Raw genomic sequence first — 19,773 nt, forward strand, 5'->3', positions numbered from 1 at the left:
TGTAGTGACGCAAGTAATATCGCATCATAAAAACAGACAAATCGACAAATTTTTACTCAGGATCTGTTTTTTCTTTAAATTCACAAAGATCTTCAATAATACAAGAGCCACACCGTGGTTTTCGTGCAATGCAGGTATAACGACCATGAAGAATAAGCCAATGATGGCAATCAACTTTAAACTCTGCTGGAACAACCTTTAACAGCTTTTGTTCAACTTCATTAACATTTTTACCTGGAGCGAAACCTGTGCGATTACTCACTCTAAAGATATGCGTATCGACAGCGATTGTTGGCCAGCCAAATGCCGTGTTTAAAACGACATTAGCGGTTTTGCGACCGACGCCGGGTAAGGCTTCTAGGGCTTCTCTGTTTTCAGGTACTTCACTGTTATGTTTATCGACTAAGATTTGACACGTCTTAATCACATTTTCAGCTTTAGTATTATAGAGACCGATGGTTTTAATGTATTTCTTAAGACCATCAACACCTAAATTCAGTATTGCCTGTGGTGTATTGGCAACGGGGTAAAGCTTGGCTGTTGCTTTATTTACACTCACATCGGTTGCTTGTGCAGAGAGTAACACGGAGATCAATAGTTCAAACGGAGAGTCAAATTTTAGCTCTGTCGTTGGTTGCGGATTGTTATCGCGCAACCGAGTTAGAATTTCAATACGTTTTGCTTGATTCATTATGCTCACAAATTAATTTTTGACGATATGACTACCACAGCCTTGTTCTTTTTCGTAAGTTTTCGTTGTCAAAGTGCTGCGCTTTTTCTGTCTTTCATCGATCAGGTATTTTGCTGCTAACATAAAGCCTAAGCCGATAAAAGCACCCGGTGGCAAAATGGCAAGTAAGAAGGGTGAGTCTAAATGTACTATCTCAATTCTCAATACTTGCGCCCATTCACCTAATAGTAAATCTGCACCATCAAATAATGTGCCGTTACCTAAAACTTCACGTATTGCACCTAAAACAAAGAGTGCCGCGGTTGCGCCTAATCCCATTGCTAAACCATCAATAGCGGAAGGAAAGACTTCATTTTTAGCGGCAAACGCTTCAGCACGACCAATAACAATACAGTTAGTGACGATCAATGGAATGAAGATCCCTAAAGATTGATATAAGCCGTAGGCATACGCATTGATCAGTAATTGCACAGCACTGACGACAGACGCAATTATCATAACATAAATTGGGATACGAATTTCAGAAGGAACCCAACGACGTAAACTTGAAACCGCCACATTAGTACAAAAGAGCACTAATGTTGTTGCAAGCCCTAAGCCTAATGCGTTAGTGGCAGTAGAAGAAACGGCAAGTAAAGGACATAAACCCAGTAGTTGAACTAAAGCTGAGTTATTGGTCCATAACCCTTGAGAAAAGAGCGCTTTAATTGAGTTCATATTAATTTGCCTCACAGACAGAGAGTGTATCTAACTTCTCTGGTAAAGATTGTATTAGCCACGCAGTACGTTTTGATGAGTTGACGACAGCGCGAGGGGTGATCGTCGCGCCCGTAAATTGATCAAAATCGCCACCATCTTTTTTTACTGCCCAGTGTGGATCGTTTTCACTAGAAATGAATTTATTACTCAGCGTTGTGATCCAGTCCGAAATTCGTGTTTCAATTTTATCACCCAACCCTGGTGTTTCATTGTGTGCGGTAACACGCACACCAAGTACATTTCCTGTAAAGTCAGCACCCACAAGAAGCTCTATTGCTCCTGAATATCCATCTGGCGCAGTAGATTCTAATGCGGCAGCAACAGGTTTACCGTCTAAACGGGCAACATAAAGTTTATGGGGCTTGGTATTTCCTAATTCAGGAGCCATCAGCAGATAACAGTCTTTAGAAAGATTGTTGTTATATATTGATTGTGGGATCACCTGATCTAATAATTTTTGTTTCTCTAAAGAGACTTGTTCTGCAATGGTATTTGCCGTTAAGTGATAAACCACCGCAGTTAAACCTGTCGTACAGGCAGCAAAGATAGCTAATGTTAACCCATGACGTTTTAAGATTTCGATCATCATTTTCTCCTTGGATTAATGTCCGTAAACACGAGGGCGTGTATAGCTATCAATGAGTGGCACAGCGATATTGGCAAGCAATACCGAGAAGGCGATTGCATCTGGGTATCCACCATAAACACGTATAACCCAAACTAATAAACCAATCATACCTGCATAAATTAAGCGCCCCTTAGGGGTGGTTGAGGCACTAACCGGATCTGTCGCAATAAAGAAGGCGCCTAACATTGTTGCACCGGAGAAGAGTTGTAATAGCGGTTGTGAATAACGCGTAGGATCAATACCCCAGCTAATCACAGAACATAATGCTAAAACAGAAATCATGGCAACAGGGATATGCCAGCTAATAATGCGTTTATATAGCAAAATTAATCCACCGACTAAATAAGCTACATTCACCCATTGCCAGCCAATGCCCGCAAATTCACCTTGTAAAATAGGTGTCGCTAAGACTTCGTTAATAGAGTGAGTTAATAAACCTGTTTTAAAGCTATCAAGAGGTGTTGCTTGTGTAATGCCATCAACAGAGCGTCTTAAATCTTCAAGCGTTAAGCCAGATGATGTATGCCCTGTAAAGAAGATACTTAAGCTATCCATGACATTGTAAGAGACTGCCTGTAATTCAACGGGAGGCATCCAAGATGTCATTTGTACTGGGAATGAGATCAGTAAAACGACATAACCCACCATTGCGGGATTAAATGGATTTTGTCCTAAGCCACCATAAATATGTTTTGCGATAACAATGGCAACAAAAGTACCTAATACAATGATCCACCATGGTGCTAAAGGCGGAATACTAATGGCGAGCAATACACCAGTAAGAAGTGCAGAGTTATCTTTCAGATAAAGTAAGGGATCTTCTTTTTTGAGTTTTACACACAGTGTTTCAGTAACAAGCGCTACGATAATCGCTAACATAATTTGGTAAAGGGTGCCTAAGCCAAAGAAATAGATTTGGCTTAAGATCCCCGGCAATGCAGCTAACGTTACCCATAGCATGACTTGGCTGGTGGACTGTTGATTATGCGTAAAAGGTGAACTCGCAATTTTTAATTTACTGTTGTTATTTTGTATTGGTCTGAATTTCATCTGTGATTAGTCCAAGGTAACTTCTTCTTTAGCTCGATGTTGTTCGGCTTCTTTTTTTGCTTTTACTCTAGCAATTGCAGCAGCAACGGCAGCTTTACGTGGATCGACTTCTTCTGGTTCAGCATTTTGAGCCGGTGCTTCATCAGTAGTTGTTTCTGTTGGAGCTTGTAAAGCCTCTTTTTTTGCTTTTACTCTAGCAATTGCGGCAGCAACGGCAGCTTTACGTGGATCGGCTTCTTCTGCTTCAGCATTTTGAGCAGGCGCTTCATCAGTAGTTGTTTCTGTTGGAGCTTGTAAAGCCTCTTTTTTCGCTTTTACTCTAGCAATTGCGGCAGCAACGGCAGCTTTACGTGGATCGACTTCTTCTGGTTCAGCATTTTGAACAGGCGCTTCATCGGTTGAAGCTTGGGAAGCCTGCTGTGCCTTCTTGGCTTTAACACGAGCTAATGCGGCGGCAACGGCAGCTTTGCGCGGATCGACTTCTTCTGCTTCGGCATTTTGAACAGGCGCTTCAACGGTTGAAGATTGAGAAGCTTGCTGTGCCTTCTTGGCTTTAACACGAGCTAATGCGGCAGCAACGGCAGCTTTACGCGGATCGACTTCTTCTGCTTCGGCATTTTGAACAGGTGCTTCAACAGTTGAAGATTGGGAAGCTTGCTGTGCCTTCTTGGCTTTAACACGAGCTAATGCGGCAGCAACGGCAGCTTTACGCGGATCAGCATCTTCGCTCTCACTCGCTGTATTCTCACTTGATGCTTCTAGTGCTTTTTGTTGTGCTAATTTAGCTGCTTGTTTTGCTCTGACTTCTTCTTTCCGTTTTTTACGGGCGGCAATAGCGGCTGCGTTATCTGGCTCTTCACCTGCTTTAACAGAAATAATTTTACCGATATTTTGTTTTGCTTTTACGCGAGAGAGTGCGGATTGAACTTCACTCTGTTCAGTATCATCGAGTTTAACTGCTGCACGTTGATGTCTTGCTTCACGTTCAAGTTTTTCTCGCTCCATACGTATTTTTTTCGCTTCAAAACGTGCTTTGGCTTCAGCCGCGCGCTTTGCCTCTGCATCGATTTCACGTATTTCTGCTTTTTCTTGGCGGTAGTATTGAACGAGTGGAATATTACTTGGGCAAACAAATGCACATGCACCACATTCAATACAATCAAATAAATTATGTTGTTGTGCTTTCTCATGCTCTTTACCTTTACTAAACCAGTAAAGTTGTTGAGGTAACAAACCACTAGGACAAGCATCAACACAATGACCACAACGGATACAGGCTTCTTCAAGGTTATCTGTATCCATCTCTTCAACGGAAGGGATAAGTAGACAGTTCGTTATCTTAACAACAGGGGCATTTAAGTCTGGTAAGGTAAAGCCCATTAATGGCCCACCCATAATCACCATTTGTTCAGAGCCTGCTACAAAGCCAGTTTGTTTTAATAACGAGTAAATGGGTGTACCTAAACGCGCCCAGAAGTTACCCGGTGTTTTTGCTCCATTACCTGTAACGGTGACGACACGCTCAATTAAAGGTTCATCATCGATAATTGCGCGTTTGATAGCAACGACCGTACCTACGTTTTGCATTAAAACGCCAATGTCAGATGAACGACCTCCTGATGGTACTTCTTTACCCGTTAAGATCTTGGTAAGTTGTTTAGCACCGCCTGATGGGTATTTTGTTGGGATAACACGAATGAAAATACGTTTTTCATCAGGTACTGCATTTAAGGCGTGTTTTAATGCCTCAATAGCTTCAGGCTTGTTATCTTCAATACCAATTAAGACTTCATTAGGAGAGAGAAGGTGAATTAATACCTGACATCCTGCAATCACTTCATCAGCGTGTTCTTGCATTAAGCGATCGTCAGCGGTGATATAAGGTTCACATTCTGCTGCATTGACTATCAATGTTTTAACGAGATCGCCACCACCTTTTAATTTTGATGCGGTTGGGAATCCTGCACCGCCTAATCCTGCAATACCGGCTTCATGAATACGGCTAAGTAATGTATCTCTGCTTTCTAACTGGTAATTGATGATAGGTGATTTTTCTCGCCATTCATCTTTACCGTCAGACTGAATTCTTACCGCAATTTCAGGTAATCCAGAAGGGTGAGCACTTGGAAAGGGTTCTATTGCTATGACCGTACCTGAAATAGAGGCATGTACAGGTAATGTTCTGCCAATCCCTTTTGTTAGCGGTTGCCCTTTTAATACATGTTCACCTACGTTGACACAAAGTTGACCCGGTACACCTAAGTGCTGATGAATAGGAATAATGACTTCATCAGGTAATTGCGCTATGCGCATAGGTGTACGACTTGACTGTAATTTCATTTCAGGAGGATGAATACCGCCTTTAAAATCCCAGATTTTATCTTTTTTAAATAACGAAAAGAGATTAAACATGAGCGTTATCCTCCGTCTTTAATGACGGTTCATCTTCAGGTGTTTCTTCAGGCTCTGCTGGAATGTTTTTAACAGGGATTGTGTTTAAATCCCATTTCCAGTTAGAGGTTGTGACTTTGACAGGAACCAAGGTTATACAATCAGTAGGGCAAGGGGGAACACATAAATCACACCCAGTACATAAGTCTTCAATAATAGTATGCATAGCTCGTGTTGCGCCCACAATGGCATCAACAGGACAGGCTTGAATACACTTAGTGCATCCTATGCAATTATCTTCATCAATTAAGGCAACTTTTCTAATTGGATTTAACGCTTCTTCGTCACCATCAAGCGGTTGAGGATCAACCCCCATCAATTCAGCTATTTTTAACATCACTTGTTCGCCACCCGGCGCACAACGGTTAATCATCTCACCATTGTTTGCAACTGCATCGGCATAAGGGCGACACCCAGGATGACCACATTGCCCGCATTGGCTTTGCGGTAATATTGCGTCAATTCTTTCGACAATAGGATCTTCTTCCACTTTAAAACGACGTGCGGAATAGCCCAAAATTAGTCCAAAGATAAGACCTAGCGCACCTAGTACGCCAATTGCTATCCATAAAGAATTCATTACAGTTTCACCAAACCACTAAAACCCATAAAGGCAAGAGACATTAAACCTGCGGTAATTAAACCAATTGAAGCACCTTTAAATGGCGCAGGTACATTGGCGACGGCTAATCTTTCTCGAATAGCGGCAAATAATACCATCACAAGAGAGAATCCTACCGCTGCACCAAAACCATACACAGCTGATTGCATAAATGTGTGAGCTTGATTGATATTTAATAACGCAACACCTAAGACGGCACAGTTTGTGGTAATTAATGGTAAGAAGATCCCTAACAAACGATAGAGTGTAGGGCTTGTTTTTCTTACGACCATTTCAGTGAATTGAACAACTACTGCAATAACTAAGATAAAGCTCAGTGTGCGTAAATAAAGTAAGTCCAAAGGAACTAAAATAAAATTATCCATCAGCCAAGAACTAATCGAGGCGAGCGTCATAACAAAGGTCGTCGCAAATCCCATTCCGATCGCGGTTTCTAATTTTTTTGATACACCCATAAATGGGCATAAACCTAGGAATTTGACGAGTACAAAGTTATTCACCAATACGGTGCCGACGAATAGAAGCAAGTAATCAGTCATTGTTATGCCAAAATTGTTAAACAGAGAAACAAAAAGCCTCCAGAAATAAAGAGGCTAAACAAGCGTATATAATATCAAGGGTAAAGATGCGGGGTTATCGAAGTTGTGTGAAAGTTTCACGAACACGCTTAGCATATTTGATATAAGGCACAAAACAGACTGTTGAGAAGACTGACCATAGGAGGGATTTTAACGCTGTTTGGTCGTCAACAGGAGCAAAACCAAAGCTTTTAATGGCTAAGAGTAAGTTAATCAGTAACCACAAAATAAATAGACGTGGGAAATTTTGAGCGCGATAAAAAAATTGTCTTAACAGATATAACGTGAAGGCGAACATCACCCAGGTTGTTAATGCAGAAAGATACCAACTTGAGATTACATGAAAAGAAAGCTGGTGGAGGATCGAAAAATCTGAAAAATATTTAATAACATAGAGAACCGACATCAACCCAGAGCCAATAATCGACAAGATCATATACGCCAATGGCGCAAGCAACCACCCTGTAATAGGCGCTTTTCCTGAAAGGTTATTCGACGTGTTTGCTTTGAGATCAAATTTCATTAATTAATTATTCCTACTCGTATGTATAGAACTAATGTATAGAACTAAACGGGATATTATCACAAACTTTGTTATTATTTATTTAGCTACAAAAGTGAAAGTGATTTTTGTTAATAAAAAAACAGATAAAAATAGGATAGGGTGATGGCAATTAAACTTAATGTTGGAATTATCGGGTATGGCTATGCCAGTAAAACCTTTCATGCTCCGCTAATAACAACAACCGAAGGCTTAAATCTTAGTGCAATTTCAAGCTCTGATGAAAATAAAGTTAAACAAGATTTTCCTCACATTACGGTTTATGCTGATCCTCAAGCACTGATTAATGATCCCTCAATAGACTTAATCATTATTCCAACACCGAATAATACTCACTATTCACTGGCTTCACAGGCTCTGGACAAAGGTAAGCATGTTGTTGTTGATAAACCGTTTACTCTGACACTAGAAGAAGCTGAAAAATTGACTCAGCAAGCAACAGATGCCGGTAAACTTCTTTCCGTCTTTCATAATCGCCGTTGGGATTCTGGTTTCTTAACCGTTAAAAAGCTTTTAGCTGATAAAACACTAGGTCATGTCAGTGCATATGAAGCGCATTTTGATCGTTTTCGCCCAGTTGTTCGTCAACGTTGGCGAGAAGATGCAGGAATTGGTGGGGGGCTTTGGTACGATCTTGCGCCTCATGTTCTTGACCAAGCAGTTTGCCTATTTGGTGAACCTAAAGCGATTACTGCTGATATTGCTCAATTACGCCCTAATGCAAAAAATGCTGATTACTTTCATGCATTACTAGAATATGACAATCTTAGAGTTGTTCTTCATGCTTCTATGTTAGTTGCATCACCGACACCTATCTTTGCTATTCATGGGACAAAAGGAAGCTATGTTAAGTATGGCTTAGATACCCAAGAAGATGCCTTAAAAGCCGGTTATTTTCCTAATCAAACTTATAATTGGGGGATGGACCATAATGATGGTGAACTAACTATACTATCAGAGTCTGGTGAGTTAGAAACAACCACACTCACTACGCTTTCTGGTGATTATCCTGCTTACTATCAACAAATTTATCGTGCAATTACATTGGGTGAAGAAAACCCGGTTACGCCAATACAAGCAACAGCCATTATGCGTTTGATTGAAGCTGGCGAAATTTCTAATCGTTTAAAACAAACTATAACGCTATAAGCAAAAAGGAGCGCTAAATCTAATGTCTTGGTGGCAAAAACTAAAACTCGATCCTTTCCTCATGATTATGATTTGTGTGGTGACGCTGGCAACACTACTACCCGCACAAGGTGATATTAAAATCCTGTTCCAATATCTTACGACCGCTGCGATAGCACTGCTGTTTTTCTTGCATGGTGCGAAGCTGTCTAGAGAAGCAATACTAGCAGGAATGGGACATTGGCGTTTACACCTTACCGTGTTTACTAGCACTTTTATTCTTTTCCCAATTTTAGGGCTGGGTTTGCAAGTTATTGTGCCTGAATGGATGTCACCCACTGTCTATATGGGCTTTTTATATCTTTGTGCGTTGCCTGCAACGGTTCAATCTGCCATTGCCTTTACTTCTGTGGCAGGGGGAAATGTCGCCGCTGCGATTTGTAGTGCATCTGCATCCAGTATTTTGGGTGTTTTTCTGTCACCCGTATTAGTCGGTTTTTTAATGCAAACGCAAGGTTCTGCCAGTGATTTTGATACAGCAGGGGCGATTCAATCTATCTTACTGCAATTGATGGTACCTTTTATTATTGGTCACTTATCACGTCCTTTAATTGGTCGTTGGGTTGATAAGCATAAGAAATTAGTGAATAGAACGGATCGTTCTTCTATTTTGCTAGTGGTTTATGTGGCATTTAGTGAGGCCGTTGTTGAAGGGATCTGGCATAAAATTGATGGTTGGTCGCTATTACTGATTGCCGTAGTGAGTTGTATTCTGTTAGCGATTGTTATTTTTGTGAACGTGTACAGTGCAAGATTGCTTGGTTTTAATAAAGAAGATGAAATCACCATTGTTTTTTGTGGTTCTAAAAAGAGCTTAGCAAATGGTGTTCCTATGGCGAATGTATTATTTCCTGCAGCGACTGTTGGGGTAATGTTATTACCATTAATGATATTCCATCAGATACAATTAATGGTTTGTGCGGTGTTAGCACAGCGCTATGCTAATCAAGCTAAAGACGCTAAAAAGAAATAACGAATTTAAGCTGGTGGATAATCAATAAAATTAATTAAATATTGATTATCAAATAAATAAGAAAAAGCATCGAGTTAACTTTGTATCGGTGCTTTTTTATTTGTTATGAATATCATGATTTTCACTATTTTCTTTTTCATCTGCCAATGACGGGGAATGAGATTTAAAAGGAAGTGGTAAGCCAAATACAAGATAAACTAATAACACAAAACCCATATTTAAATAGTCAGATTTATTATTTTTCACATCAACCCTTAATTCACTATCGGTGGGTTCTAACTGGTCGTTAATAGTATATTTACCTTGGTAAAGCGCCTTAAGCATTGCCTGTGCTTGTTCAAACTCTTTATAGTTAACGAGTAATTTTACGCCCCCAGTTGCTTGAGCATATACTTGGTTATTCCAAACAATATTTTCATCTAAAAGGATCGCATCAATGCCTTCTGATTGAAGAAAACCTGCTTCAATAGAAGCATCAAGTGGTGATAGATATTGTGCTAATAATTTATATTGACCTCTTGTCGGATGAATATTCCACATCGTTTTTCCTTAATAATAAATGACCCCTTGAAGATTAATTCTAGTCTAAGAGCCATTAATAATTCCATTTATTTTTAATAAAGATAAAAAAACCACCTGATAAACAGATGGTTTTAATCAAAAAGCGATAAAGTATTAGCGTGAACTTACTTTCTTAATTAATGCGTCACGTTCTGCTTGGCTAATAAATGCCATTTTTAAGCCATTAATTTGTGTTTGGCGGATTTGCTCTGGCGTTAATCCAGCAGCAGGGGCAGCAACGGTATATTCATGTTTTAACTCAATACCTTCAACCGCAGGATCATCGGTATTAAGAGAGGCAATAATGCCATGTTCTAAAAATGTTTTTAAAGGATGTTCTGCTAACGAATTGATGGTACTGGTTTGAATATTTGACGTTAGGCAAGACTCAATACCAATTTGATGCTCGGCAAGGTAGCCCATTAAGCGTGGATCTTCAATTGCTTTAACACCATGGCCAATACGACTTGCGCCCAATTCTTTGATAGCATGCCAAATACTTTCTGCTCCCGCGGCTTCACCGGCATGAACCGTAATATTCCAGTGAGTATCGCGAGCGCGATTAAAATGAGGTTGGAATAAATGACCAGGGAAACCTAATTCATCACCAGCTAAATCCAGTGCTGTAATTTTATCTTGATGTTTTAGTAAGCCATTTAACTCTTGTTGGCAGGCATTTTCACCAAAGGTACGGCTTAAAATACCGATTAAACGAATATCTACATCGTGTGATTGCAGTGCGCTTTGTACACCATCAACAATGGCTTCCACGACACCTTCAACCGGCAATTGATGTTTCATTGCCATATAATAAGGTGAGAATCGCAGTTCAGCGTAATCGATACCAGCATTAACCACATCTACCACGTTTTCATAAGCAACACGATGACATGCGTCTAAGTCAGCTAAAACCGCTACACCCCAATCTAATTTTTGTAAGAAGCTAACGAGGCTTGGCTCATTTTTTGTAATTTGTACATGAGGGCGCAATGCTTCTAATTCGTAAGCGGGTAGCGCAATGTTATGTTGTTTTGCTAACTCTAAAATAGTTTGAGGGCGGATATTACCATCTAAATGGCGATGTAAATCGGTTAAAGGCAACTGTGTGTCAATCACGTGTTATTTTCCTTTTAATAGAAATAATGAAAATCTATCGTTTATAGTGATTTTCTTATAATTGGGTAAATATAAATGAGTTGCAGATTATTATGACTGATTTTTATTTTATTCACTAATAAATAAACTTAAATTGGTTATTTTTAAAACTAAAAATGCCATTTTTTCTCACTTTTAAGTTGAAAAATAAAAGATGGAAAAAAGAAGTGTTTATTTATTAGCAATAACATTCAATGTAATTGACGTGTATTATCAAGTAAATTGATACATTGAATGTTAAGTTTAAAAACATTTATCATTATAATTGAAATATCTTATCAGTTATTTTGATAGGTTTAATGGAGCAAAATGAGTAAAAAAATAACTGAAATATCATTTTGTTATGATTTTATTTAATAGGTGATTTGTTTTCCTCATTTTAAAGTAGTTAGATAAAAATGAAAATATTATTTTTATAAAGAAAATACGGTTTGTTTTTATTTTAATGTATTTGCATAAATATAATAGAACTAAAAAATAGAACATCTCTTTTATTAAATAAGGAATAAAGAATAGGAGATTAACGCCATAATAGGTTGCTGTTAAATAGATATATTCAACTAAATATAATTATTTACATGATGGCTTTTTAATAGAAACCTAATTATTTAAAATCAAGGCATATAAATATGAATGAGAATTCTGATTTCAATTTTGAAAATAAAATTAATAAAGTGCAAGACGAATTAATGTCTAAAATACTTCCGCCTTCATCTGCAAATAATCTTACTTATGGCTCACAAGTCGTTACCGGTGATGGTGCCATTGCATTAGATTTAGTTGTTGTTATTGATACCAGTGGTTCAATGACCGATGAGTCGTCAGATTTAAGTAAAGATATTGATATTGCAATACAAAAAGCACTGGAAAAGTGCCCATCAAAACTTCGGGTAACTTTTTTAGGTATTGAAGGTACATGGGATGATACTAAATTTGATCAATCAGCTAGTGACTATTTAAAAGGGCTAGGCGTACCTGAAAGTCGCTTACAGGCAAGAAAGCCTTTTAAAGAGGCTGATGGGCGTGATCATGCGGGTAATAAAGAAGACTTATGTCGTGCAGTGATTGATTTAAGTAAGCATTTTGATTGGCGTGATGGCGCTCGTCGTGCTGTTTTTGTTTTGGGTGATGAAGGTATGGAAGGTGGCGGAGGCGTATTGACCAACGCTGCAAAGATAAAAAATGACGAAGCGATTGCAGTTGCTCAACATGAAAAAGTCAAAGTATATACCTACCAAGGAACACCAGACGATAGTGTAACGAACATCGATCGTTTCCCAAGTGTGGCTGATAGAGATCGCGTTACAAAAGAGTATGTACGTTTAGCGGAGCAAACAGGAGGGCGCTCTTATATTTACACCACAGGTATTGCGAATTTCTCTTTAGTATTACAAGAAATTCTCTGTGATAGTTTGACGTTACCAAAAATTCCTAAACCGCATGATAAAAAATCTAGCTGTAGCCATGTTTGTGAACAATTAGCTTCTATTATTTCAACAGTAAATACACTGGCAGAAATAATTAATAAAACCATTGATTCTTGCTGTAAAGATGAATGGGGGAATCGCCAGCTTCCGGCTAAAGATTGTGATTGATAATTAAAATACGATGCTAAAAAAATACCCCATTATGCAAATGGGGTATTTATTGATTGTTTGAACAGACTATTGCTTTAACAGCTTACCGTTCTAACAGTTTATCGTTCTAACAATAGATTAATTATTGAGCTTGTGCTGGTTGCTCAGGAATTAAAATGTCTTGTTCTTCGATAATTGCTGGATCTTCTGTCATCTCTTCTTGATAACCTTCTTCTGAATAATCAGAATCATCGTAATCATAAGATGATGCGCCCATGCCGAATAACATTGCTGCTAAACCTAACATTTGAGGCGCTTGGGTCACTTCCATAAACTCATCAAAAGTATACGTTTTACCATTCATGGTAAATTTATCAGCAGCATAGTTCAGTTTCATGCTTAATGCGTTACTATCTTTAGCAAGTAACATCAGAGGTAATGCATCTTTCTCGTCTTGAGAAATTTGGTTGATATTTTGCTGTAACTCATTTTTCAACTGTTCAATATCAGCCGCTGTTGCTACTTCGATCTCTTTTTTCTCTTCATCTGTTAATGCGGTTTCTTGGTAACGAGCTGCATCAAGATATTGAGTGGTGTTACGGAATTCAGCTAACATCGGAAGAGATAAATCAACATTGAAATCAATGTTTTTAAACAGATAGTTAAATAACTCTGCTGGTGATTTCTCTTGGCTTTCTAATACTTTAACGTTAAAAGCATTTAAGTCTAAGTTAAAGGTTAACTTACTTGCACCGCTTTTATTTGTTAAAGAGGCTTCATCGATACGGAAAACTAAGCCTTTTTCCAGAACATCACGAACGGCTTGTTCAACTATTTCTGAATTGTCGAAATGGTTTTTATTCCACGGTAACAATGAGTTGTTATAAACTTTGGTTAATAACAGCATCGCATCGGGATCAGCTTTATCAATTGAATAGCCAAATTTACCGGCACCAAATTCTAGCCCTGCAACATTCAGTGACTTAAAGTAATAAGTTTGAGAGATATTAAAGAGCTTATCTTTGATATCACTTTTTGTTGTCAGAGAAAAATCTTTCAGCGAGAAATCAGAGGCTTTGTCTTTGCTGGTATGTGCGATTTCAGCAAAATTTAATAATTGTTCATTAAATAAGTACTGATCATCGTTAATTTTTGTTCCAACAATAGAACCCGAAATATTTTTAATTGTGAAAGTTTCTTCACCATCTTTAGTCACAACAACTTGATCACCTTTAATTTTGGTTGCAAAGTTTGTTGCATTTTTGTCAGATGAGAACTCAACAGTGATAGGCGTCGTTTTAACTGTGCCACCGTTTTCAGCAAAATCGATAGAATTTAGTGTCGCAGTACCAGATACTGCACCATCGAAAGCTAAAGAAGTATGACCACTAAGAATAGATTTTTCTTTTGTCAGTTTGAATAACTCTTTTGTTGAGTTGTTATCAACCAACGTATTATTCATCGCCGCTAATTTTGGTGCCAAATTAAATTTAGCCAGATCAGAAAGAGGGAATGGACCATGGTCAATATCAGTAGAGAAGACAACTTCTTCTACTTTTTTTTCTTGGTCTGCGTCTGCGTCACTAGTATCTGGTGAAATCACGACAACAAAGTCTGCATTAGAGGTGAAAACCCCTTTCTTATAGTCACGAATTTCAAGTTTTACATCAGCACCAAACTGTGCTTTTTTAGCAAGTTGCGCCAATTGTTCATTAGCTAGTTTCGTTTCTTCCTGTAAGCGACTTTCAATTTTGCTGCCCATGTACCACGACGCACCAGTCCAAACAACACCAAGTGCGACGATAACACCAACAGCGACAAGCGATTTCTTCATAATTCTAGTCCATCCTCTGTGTACATCTGGCGATGTACGTTATAAAGGCTGTTTTGTAACCCTTAAACAACCCGATAAATTGGTGATAAATTTTACTAAATTTAAATATAGATAATCCACATATATACATCGCCATCTATATTAACTGTAAATATAGATTTAGTGGAATAAAATCGCAATCAGAACTTACTTAGTTAATCGCTAACATAATGAGTTTAAAGCAAAATGAATATGATTTATAAGATAATTTAATTAAGGATTAAAATTCTTTTTTCTTACTCACTTTTAGATTAAGACAATATTTAATTGTGATGTAATTCTATTTATGATGAATAATAAAGGCTCATAATAAATGTGGATATAAATATGCAAGCTTAAGTAATAACATTAGTAGGAAAATAAGATTGCTAACCGTATTTTTCCAAAAAATCAACAGATTTCATTCTGTTATAAATTTCATAAGCTCGCTTTAGCTCTCATATTTATTATTCTGTTTATGGCATGATACTGGTATCCGAGTTAGTTACTAGAAAGTGATTCGGAATTAATCAATTATTCTGTGTACTTAAGGAGATTGAAATGGCAGCCACTCGCATTGAAAAAGACTCAATGGGGCAAATCGAAGTACCTGCTGACCAGTTATGGGGAGCTCAAACGCAGCGTTCTCTTGAACACTTCCGTATTTCAGTTGAAAAAATGCCTGTTGCACTTATCCATGCGCTTGCTATCACCAAGAAAGCAGCCGCAGGTGTTAACATGGATTTAGGTTTATTACCAAAAGAGCGCGCTGATGCCATTATCGCAGCAGCAGATGAAGTGCTTGCAGGTAAACACCCAACTGAATTCCCATTAGCAATCTGGCAGACCGGTTCTGGCACTCAGTCAAACATGAATATGAATGAAGTGTTAGCTAACCGTGGTAGTGAGATACTTGGTGGTATCCGTGGCATGGAACGCAAAATCCATCCGAACGACGATGTTAACAAAAGTCAAAGTTCAAATGATGTGTTCCCAACTGCCATGCATGTCGCTGCTGTTATTGCATTACGTCAGGATTTACTGCCAGAATTAAAATCACTACTGAAAGTATTCAAAGAGAAAGCCGAAGCTTTCCATGACATCGTTAAAATTGGTCGTACTCACCTGCAAGATGCGACACCACTGACATTAGGTCAAGAGATCTCCGGTTGGGCTGCTATGCTTGAGCACAGCATCAAACATATCGATGATTCAGTTCCTCATGTTTGTGAATTAGCGCTCGGTGGTACAGCCGTGGGTACGGGATTAAATACCCATCCAGAATATGCTGTTCGTGTTGCTAAACGTATCGCTGAATTATCTGGTCAGCCTTTTGTAACCGCGCCTAATAAATTTGAAGCATTAGCAACTTGTGATGCATTAGTTCATTCACACGGTGCATTGAAAGGTTTAGCTGCATCATTAATGAAGATTGCTAACGACGTGCGTTGGTTAGCTTCTGGTCCTCGTTGTGGTATTGGTGAAATCGCTATCCCAGAAAACGAACCAGGTAGTTCAATCATGCCAGGTAAAGTTAACCCAACACAATGTGAAGCATTAACAATGTTATGTGCTCAAGTAATGGGTAATGACGTTGCTATTAATATTGGTGGCGCATCAGGTAACTTTGAACTGAATGTTTATCGCCCAATGATCATTGATAATTTCTTACAATCAGTTCGCTTACTGGCTGATGGTATGCGTAGTTTCAATGAGCACTGTGCAATTGGTATTGAGCCAAACCGTGAACGTATTAATAAACTACTGCATGAATCATTAATGCTAGTTACTGCGTTAAATACTCATATTGGTTACGATAAAGCTGCTGAAATTGCTAAGAAAGCGCATAAAGAAGGCTTAACGCTAAAAGAATCAGCATTGAAACTGAACTACTTAACATCGGAAGAATTCGATAGCTGGGTACGTCCAGAAGATATGGTTGGTAGCATGAAAAAATAAGTGTTAAATACACTTATTTAACCGATATTAAATCCCGCTATAATGGCGGGATTTTTAGATCTTATAGGAAAAATAATGACTGAAGAAATTACGTTTACTGCGACAGAAGTTAATTGCTATGTCGAAGATGATGTCACCATTATCGGAATAGGGGATGATGCTGTTTCTCCCGATCATTTTATTATTCTTTCAAGATTTGATGAAGAAGATGAAGATATCGATAATTCAATTGGTTTAATGACCCATTTATCTGATATTGAAGCCATTAATACGCTCGAAAAAATTACTCTTGATCGAAAAAATATTATCCTTGTATTAAAAGATAGTGTGGTGATAACAATCCATTTAGATGTTGAAGACAATCACTTTGTTCAGCTTAATGATTATCTTCAGCAAATCCTTCAAGGAAGCTCCATTAAGCTTATTGAGAAATAAGAATTCTCTATTCGCTATTTTTCAAGATACAAGTGCATCCTTGGAATAATTAATTCCAGCTTTTTAGCTTTAGGGCGATGGCGAATTTGAATGTTATTGGCATCATAATCAGGAAGTTCGCCAATAACAGGTTTAAAGTCGCTCTCTTTATCAATATAGAAAGCCAATAAAGGCAAGGGACATGCATATTGCACTTGTTTTTGAAGTTCTGAATACCAAACACGCGCAATAGGTTGCACTTTTACAGGGCGTTTTATTTTTAATTTTGCATTTTCAGGTAATTGTGAAAGGGTAATGATCTCTTTATCGATACGTTCTGCCCATTGTTCACTGGTATAAGGGGGAACAGCGCGATTGGCTTCACGGCTTTTCTCTAATTGCGTTAATACCTCATTACGCGTTAAATTCTTAATAATATTCTTATTCGCCCAACCAAAACGCACTGTATCTGGATCAGACAGTAGGGTAATAGTGCGATAAGCATTAAGTGTAATTAAGCCTTTTAGTTGGTTATGGACGAAGTCAAACCGTTCTTCCTTAGAGATACCAGACTCTTTAGTGACAATATCAGAAAGCTGTTTTTTTAATAAATTAATTTGCTCAACTTGTTTTTTTACAAACTTAAATGTTTGGTTATCAGTACTAAAGCAGAGCGCTCCGGGTAACCGAATAGCACGTTTACTGCTGATGTGCGGGGCATTGTCATAAATAAAAAGATTCGCCATTAGCTTTAAAGTGAGATCTCTGGCTTCATCATCATAGTAAGGTGACACTGTAACGCGAACAACCTCATCATGTTCCTCTTCTTTGCTCACTTCAGGCAATTCAAATACTGCTGATGGCAATAAAGTTAAATTTTTCAACACATCCGTTAGCTTTTTTATTTCAATTTCTAATTGCTGAAAACAGAGATTGAACTGCTCGATTAAATCATATCGATTCATCTTAATATCCTTATTTAGTTACAACATACAACAAGCCTTTGTTTAAAACAATACATTAGCTTCAGTGAAAAGTACATCGTCTAGTAGGGAAAATGCCAAAAAAACAGTATACTGTGTTTATGTACAGTATACTGTAGGTTTGGTCATTTTTATGATTAATTTTCTGAAAAAAAGGTATTAAATATTAAAAATTAAGCGATATTAAGAAGCCAAATTTATTGGAGATTGTATCCATACATCACCGCCACAATCAGGGTGCGTTGGCGGACATTCAGTAGCAGCAATCGCTGTTGTTGATAGAAAGAAAGTAAGAGAAATGGAAAATGCCATAAGTAATTTTTTTAAATATATCATCATATTTATCCTTTTTTTATGGTTGGTTTACCATCACCATCGTAGAAAAGGAGAGGAGTACAATCAATATCCTTTACTATCAAATACGTATCATCTTTTATTAACTTAGATAATTAATTATTAAGCGTATTGTTTAAATGCCATGCGATTATAAGTGCGATGGTCATTAATAGGGCAATAAATAATCCTACACCAAGCCAGCCGAAACTCACCCAGAATAATCCACCCACTGTACCGGCAAGGCTAGATCCCGCATAGTAAGTAAAAAGATAAAGTGAAGAGGCTTGGGCTTTTCCTCGTTTAGCGCGACGACCAACCCAACTACTTGCGACTGCATGTGCAGCAAAGAAACCTGTCGTTAAGATAAGCATCCCAATAAAAATAACGGGTAGTGATTCAATCAAGGTAATCAATATGCCAATTAGCATCATTGAAATCCCAGCAATAAAGACTTTGCCTAAACCGTATTTAGTGGTTAATAAGCCAGCTTTAGATGCGCTATAAGTACCACTTAAATAGACAATAGAAATCAGACCCACAGTTGTTTGACTTAATGAATAGGGCGCATCTAATAAACGATAGCCAATATAGTTAAATAAAGTAACAAAACCACCCATTAATAAGCCACCTTCAATAAATAACAAAGGCAGCCCTTTATCTCTAAAATGCAATTTAGTCGTTATAAGAAGATTACGAGGTTTTAATGCTGTCGGTCTAAAGTGCTGTGAAGCGGGTAATATCTTCCAGAAAGTAATCGCAGCAAATAGGGCAAAAATACCTAGAATAACAACGGATAAACGCCAAGAATAATAATCACTTAGTACCCCTGTAATAACACGCCCGCTCATTCCACCAATAGAGTTTCCGCTAATATATAAACCCATTGATAAGGCGAGATAAGCAGGATGAATTTCTTCACTTAAATATGTCATTGCCACTGCTGCAACGCCACTTAATGAAAGCCCAACTAAAGCTCGCGTAATTAAAATGCCTGTCCAGCTATTCATGGCTGCACTTAATAATGTAAAAAATGCGGCGCAAAACAGTGCGATAACCATGACATTTTTACGGCCAAAGGCGTCTGAAAGTGGACCTGTAATTAATAATCCACATGCCATTAAAGCGGTTGAAAGTGAGAGCGCTAAACTACTGGTTGCAGGGCTGACGGAAAATTCGTTCGATAACACTGGCAATATGGGTTGCACAAAATAGAGTAAGGCGAATGTCGCTAAACCGACCATAAAAAATGACACTGTCACTTTTATATACAGTGCATCATCACGTTGAATATAGTGTTTAGGGTTAGATTGGCGTTGAGCAGGCTTTTTTATACTTGATGTATTGTCTGAAATATCAGTGTTTAAGCGCATACCTTTACTGTCTATTTCGTGAGTATCCATATTGATTAAACTTCCATTACTTAAATTTGATTTA

General features: G+C 38.1%; 19 protein-coding genes. 5 read left to right on the forward strand and 14 right to left on the reverse strand.

Features of this window, described 5'->3' with window-relative positions; genetic code table 11:
- Window positions 1-52 precede the first annotated feature (52 nt).
- The 8 genes from nth to QQS39_RS08700 all read right to left on the reverse strand — a co-directional run bounded on the left by nth (window position 53) and on the right by QQS39_RS08700 (window position 7,302).
- Entirely contained in the window at window positions 53-691 is a 639-nt protein-coding gene (gene nth, locus QQS39_RS08665) for an endonuclease III (protein ID WP_285805759.1), read from the reverse strand.
- 12 nt (window positions 692-703) lie between these two features.
- Window positions 704-1,408, reverse strand: coding sequence for an electron transport complex subunit E (locus QQS39_RS08670; protein WP_151435043.1), 705 nt, complete (start codon window positions 1,406-1,408; stop codon window positions 704-706).
- A gap of 1 nt (window position 1,409) precedes the next feature.
- Window positions 1,410-2,036, reverse strand: a complete 627-nt coding sequence (gene rsxG, locus QQS39_RS08675) for an electron transport complex subunit RsxG (protein WP_151435044.1) — start codon at window positions 2,034-2,036, stop codon at window positions 1,410-1,412.
- 15 nt (window positions 2,037-2,051) lie between these two features.
- Window positions 2,052-3,128, reverse strand: a complete 1,077-nt coding sequence (gene rsxD / locus QQS39_RS08680) for an electron transport complex subunit RsxD (protein ID WP_285805760.1) — start codon at window positions 3,126-3,128, stop codon at window positions 2,052-2,054.
- Window positions 3,129-3,134: 6 nt separating this feature from the next.
- Window positions 3,135-5,540 (reverse strand): electron transport complex subunit RsxC, encoded by a 2,406-nt coding sequence (rsxC, locus tag QQS39_RS08685; RefSeq protein WP_285805761.1) that lies wholly within the window; start codon window positions 5,538-5,540, stop codon window positions 3,135-3,137.
- Window positions 5,533-6,159 carry an electron transport complex subunit RsxB gene (rsxB, locus tag QQS39_RS08690; RefSeq protein WP_151435047.1) on the reverse strand — a complete coding sequence of 209 codons (627 nt, stop codon included), beginning with the start codon at window positions 6,157-6,159 and terminating at the stop codon, window positions 5,533-5,535. The genes rsxC and rsxB overlap by 8 nt, the downstream gene beginning before the upstream one ends.
- Window positions 6,159-6,740, reverse strand: a complete 582-nt coding sequence (gene rsxA, locus QQS39_RS08695; RefSeq protein WP_006536930.1) for an electron transport complex subunit RsxA — start codon at window positions 6,738-6,740, stop codon at window positions 6,159-6,161. The genes rsxB and rsxA overlap by 1 nt, the downstream gene beginning before the upstream one ends.
- A gap of 94 nt (window positions 6,741-6,834) precedes the next feature.
- Window positions 6,835-7,302, reverse strand: a complete 468-nt coding sequence (locus tag QQS39_RS08700; protein ID WP_285805762.1) for a DUF2569 domain-containing protein — start codon at window positions 7,300-7,302, stop codon at window positions 6,835-6,837.
- Window positions 7,303-7,446: 144 nt separating this feature from the next.
- Between QQS39_RS08700 and QQS39_RS08705 the strand changes: the two genes are divergently transcribed.
- Complete coding sequence (locus tag QQS39_RS08705; protein ID WP_285805763.1) at window positions 7,447-8,490, forward strand: oxidoreductase; 1,044 nt, start codon at window positions 7,447-7,449, stop codon at window positions 8,488-8,490.
- A gap of 22 nt (window positions 8,491-8,512) precedes the next feature.
- Window positions 8,513-9,502, forward strand: a complete 990-nt coding sequence (locus QQS39_RS08710) for a bile acid:sodium symporter family protein (RefSeq protein ID WP_151435050.1) — start codon at window positions 8,513-8,515, stop codon at window positions 9,500-9,502.
- Between the two features lie 96 nt (window positions 9,503-9,598).
- On the opposite strand, the gene QQS39_RS08715 is transcribed toward QQS39_RS08710, so the two are convergent.
- Both QQS39_RS08715 and add read right to left on the reverse strand, forming a co-directional pair.
- On the reverse strand, window positions 9,599-10,042 hold the full coding sequence (locus QQS39_RS08715) for a hypothetical protein (protein WP_285805764.1): 444 nt from the start codon (window positions 10,040-10,042) through the stop codon (window positions 9,599-9,601).
- 135 nt (window positions 10,043-10,177) lie between these two features.
- Window positions 10,178-11,179 carry an adenosine deaminase gene (add, locus tag QQS39_RS08720; protein ID WP_285805765.1) on the reverse strand — a complete coding sequence of 334 codons (1,002 nt, stop codon included), beginning with the start codon at window positions 11,177-11,179 and terminating at the stop codon, window positions 10,178-10,180.
- A 668-nt stretch (window positions 11,180-11,847) separates the two neighbouring features.
- Here add and QQS39_RS08725 point away from each other — a divergent pair.
- The gene (locus QQS39_RS08725; protein ID WP_432711553.1) at window positions 11,848-12,813 is read left to right on the forward strand and encodes a VWA domain-containing protein; all 966 of its coding nucleotides are present in this window, start codon (window positions 11,848-11,850) and stop codon (window positions 12,811-12,813) included.
- Between the two features lie 124 nt (window positions 12,814-12,937).
- Here QQS39_RS08725 and QQS39_RS08730 read toward each other — a convergent pair whose 3' ends face one another.
- Window positions 12,938-14,629, reverse strand: coding sequence for a YdgA family protein (locus QQS39_RS08730; RefSeq protein WP_285805766.1), 1,692 nt, complete (start codon window positions 14,627-14,629; stop codon window positions 12,938-12,940).
- Window positions 14,630-15,208: 579 nt separating this feature from the next.
- Between QQS39_RS08730 and fumC the strand changes: the two genes are divergently transcribed.
- Both fumC and QQS39_RS08740 read left to right on the forward strand, forming a co-directional pair.
- On the forward strand, window positions 15,209-16,606 hold the full coding sequence (fumC, locus tag QQS39_RS08735) for a class II fumarate hydratase (protein ID WP_075673810.1): 1,398 nt from the start codon (window positions 15,209-15,211) through the stop codon (window positions 16,604-16,606).
- Between the two features lie 75 nt (window positions 16,607-16,681).
- Window positions 16,682-17,041, forward strand: a complete 360-nt coding sequence (locus tag QQS39_RS08740; RefSeq protein WP_285805767.1) for a hypothetical protein — start codon at window positions 16,682-16,684, stop codon at window positions 17,039-17,041.
- 14 nt (window positions 17,042-17,055) lie between these two features.
- Here QQS39_RS08740 and tus read toward each other — a convergent pair whose 3' ends face one another.
- The 3 genes from tus to QQS39_RS08755 form a co-directional block, all read right to left on the reverse strand.
- On the reverse strand, window positions 17,056-17,985 hold the full coding sequence (tus, locus tag QQS39_RS08745) for a DNA replication terminus site-binding protein (RefSeq protein ID WP_285805768.1): 930 nt from the start codon (window positions 17,983-17,985) through the stop codon (window positions 17,056-17,058).
- 201 nt (window positions 17,986-18,186) lie between these two features.
- Window positions 18,187-18,342, reverse strand: a complete 156-nt coding sequence (locus QQS39_RS08750) for a hypothetical protein (protein ID WP_265576292.1) — start codon at window positions 18,340-18,342, stop codon at window positions 18,187-18,189.
- A gap of 110 nt (window positions 18,343-18,452) precedes the next feature.
- Window positions 18,453-19,739: an MFS transporter gene (locus tag QQS39_RS08755; RefSeq protein ID WP_151435056.1), complete on the reverse strand. Its 1,287-nt coding sequence runs from the start codon at window positions 19,737-19,739 to the stop codon at window positions 18,453-18,455.
- Window positions 19,740-19,773: the final 34 nt, after the last annotated feature.

Source organism: Proteus appendicitidis (assembly GCF_030271835.1).
In the GTDB taxonomy this organism is placed as follows: Bacteria; Pseudomonadota; Gammaproteobacteria; order Enterobacterales; family Enterobacteriaceae; genus Proteus; species Proteus appendicitidis.

Bases quoted from the DNA above. Each gene is read 5' to 3' on its own strand.
- nth (WP_285805759.1), bottom strand. From the start codon at position 691: ATGAATCAAGCAAAACGTATTGAAATTCTAACTCGGTTGCGCGATAAC.
- QQS39_RS08670 (WP_151435043.1), bottom strand. From the start codon at position 1,408: ATGAACTCAATTAAAGCGCTCTTTTCTCAAGGGTTATGGACCAATAAC.
- rsxG (WP_151435044.1), bottom strand. From the start codon at position 2,036: ATGATCGAAATCTTAAAACGTCATGGGTTAACATTAGCTATCTTTGCT.
- rsxD (WP_285805760.1), bottom strand. From the start codon at position 3,128: ATGAAATTCAGACCAATACAAAATAACAACAGTAAATTAAAAATTGCG.
- rsxC (WP_285805761.1), bottom strand. From the start codon at position 5,540: ATGTTTAATCTCTTTTCGTTATTTAAAAAAGATAAAATCTGGGATTTT.
- rsxB (WP_151435047.1), bottom strand. From the start codon at position 6,159: ATGAATTCTTTATGGATAGCAATTGGCGTACTAGGTGCGCTAGGTCTT.
- rsxA (WP_006536930.1), bottom strand. From the start codon at position 6,740: ATGACTGATTACTTGCTTCTATTCGTCGGCACCGTATTGGTGAATAAC.
- QQS39_RS08700 (WP_285805762.1), bottom strand. From the start codon at position 7,302: ATGAAATTTGATCTCAAAGCAAACACGTCGAATAACCTTTCAGGAAAA.
- QQS39_RS08705 (WP_285805763.1), top strand. From the start codon at position 7,447: ATGGCAATTAAACTTAATGTTGGAATTATCGGGTATGGCTATGCCAGT.
- QQS39_RS08710 (WP_151435050.1), top strand. From the start codon at position 8,513: ATGTCTTGGTGGCAAAAACTAAAACTCGATCCTTTCCTCATGATTATG.
- QQS39_RS08715 (WP_285805764.1), bottom strand. From the start codon at position 10,042: ATGTGGAATATTCATCCGACAAGAGGTCAATATAAATTATTAGCACAA.
- QQS39_RS08725 (WP_432711553.1), top strand. From the start codon at position 11,848: ATGAATGAGAATTCTGATTTCAATTTTGAAAATAAAATTAATAAAGTG.
- QQS39_RS08730 (WP_285805766.1), bottom strand. From the start codon at position 14,629: ATGAAGAAATCGCTTGTCGCTGTTGGTGTTATCGTCGCACTTGGTGTT.
- fumC (WP_075673810.1), top strand. From the start codon at position 15,209: ATGGCAGCCACTCGCATTGAAAAAGACTCAATGGGGCAAATCGAAGTA.
- QQS39_RS08740 (WP_285805767.1), top strand. From the start codon at position 16,682: ATGACTGAAGAAATTACGTTTACTGCGACAGAAGTTAATTGCTATGTC.
- tus (WP_285805768.1), bottom strand. From the start codon at position 17,985: ATGAATCGATATGATTTAATCGAGCAGTTCAATCTCTGTTTTCAGCAA.
- QQS39_RS08750 (WP_265576292.1), bottom strand. From the start codon at position 18,342: ATGATGATATATTTAAAAAAATTACTTATGGCATTTTCCATTTCTCTT.
- QQS39_RS08755 (WP_151435056.1), bottom strand. From the start codon at position 19,739: ATGGATACTCACGAAATAGACAGTAAAGGTATGCGCTTAAACACTGAT.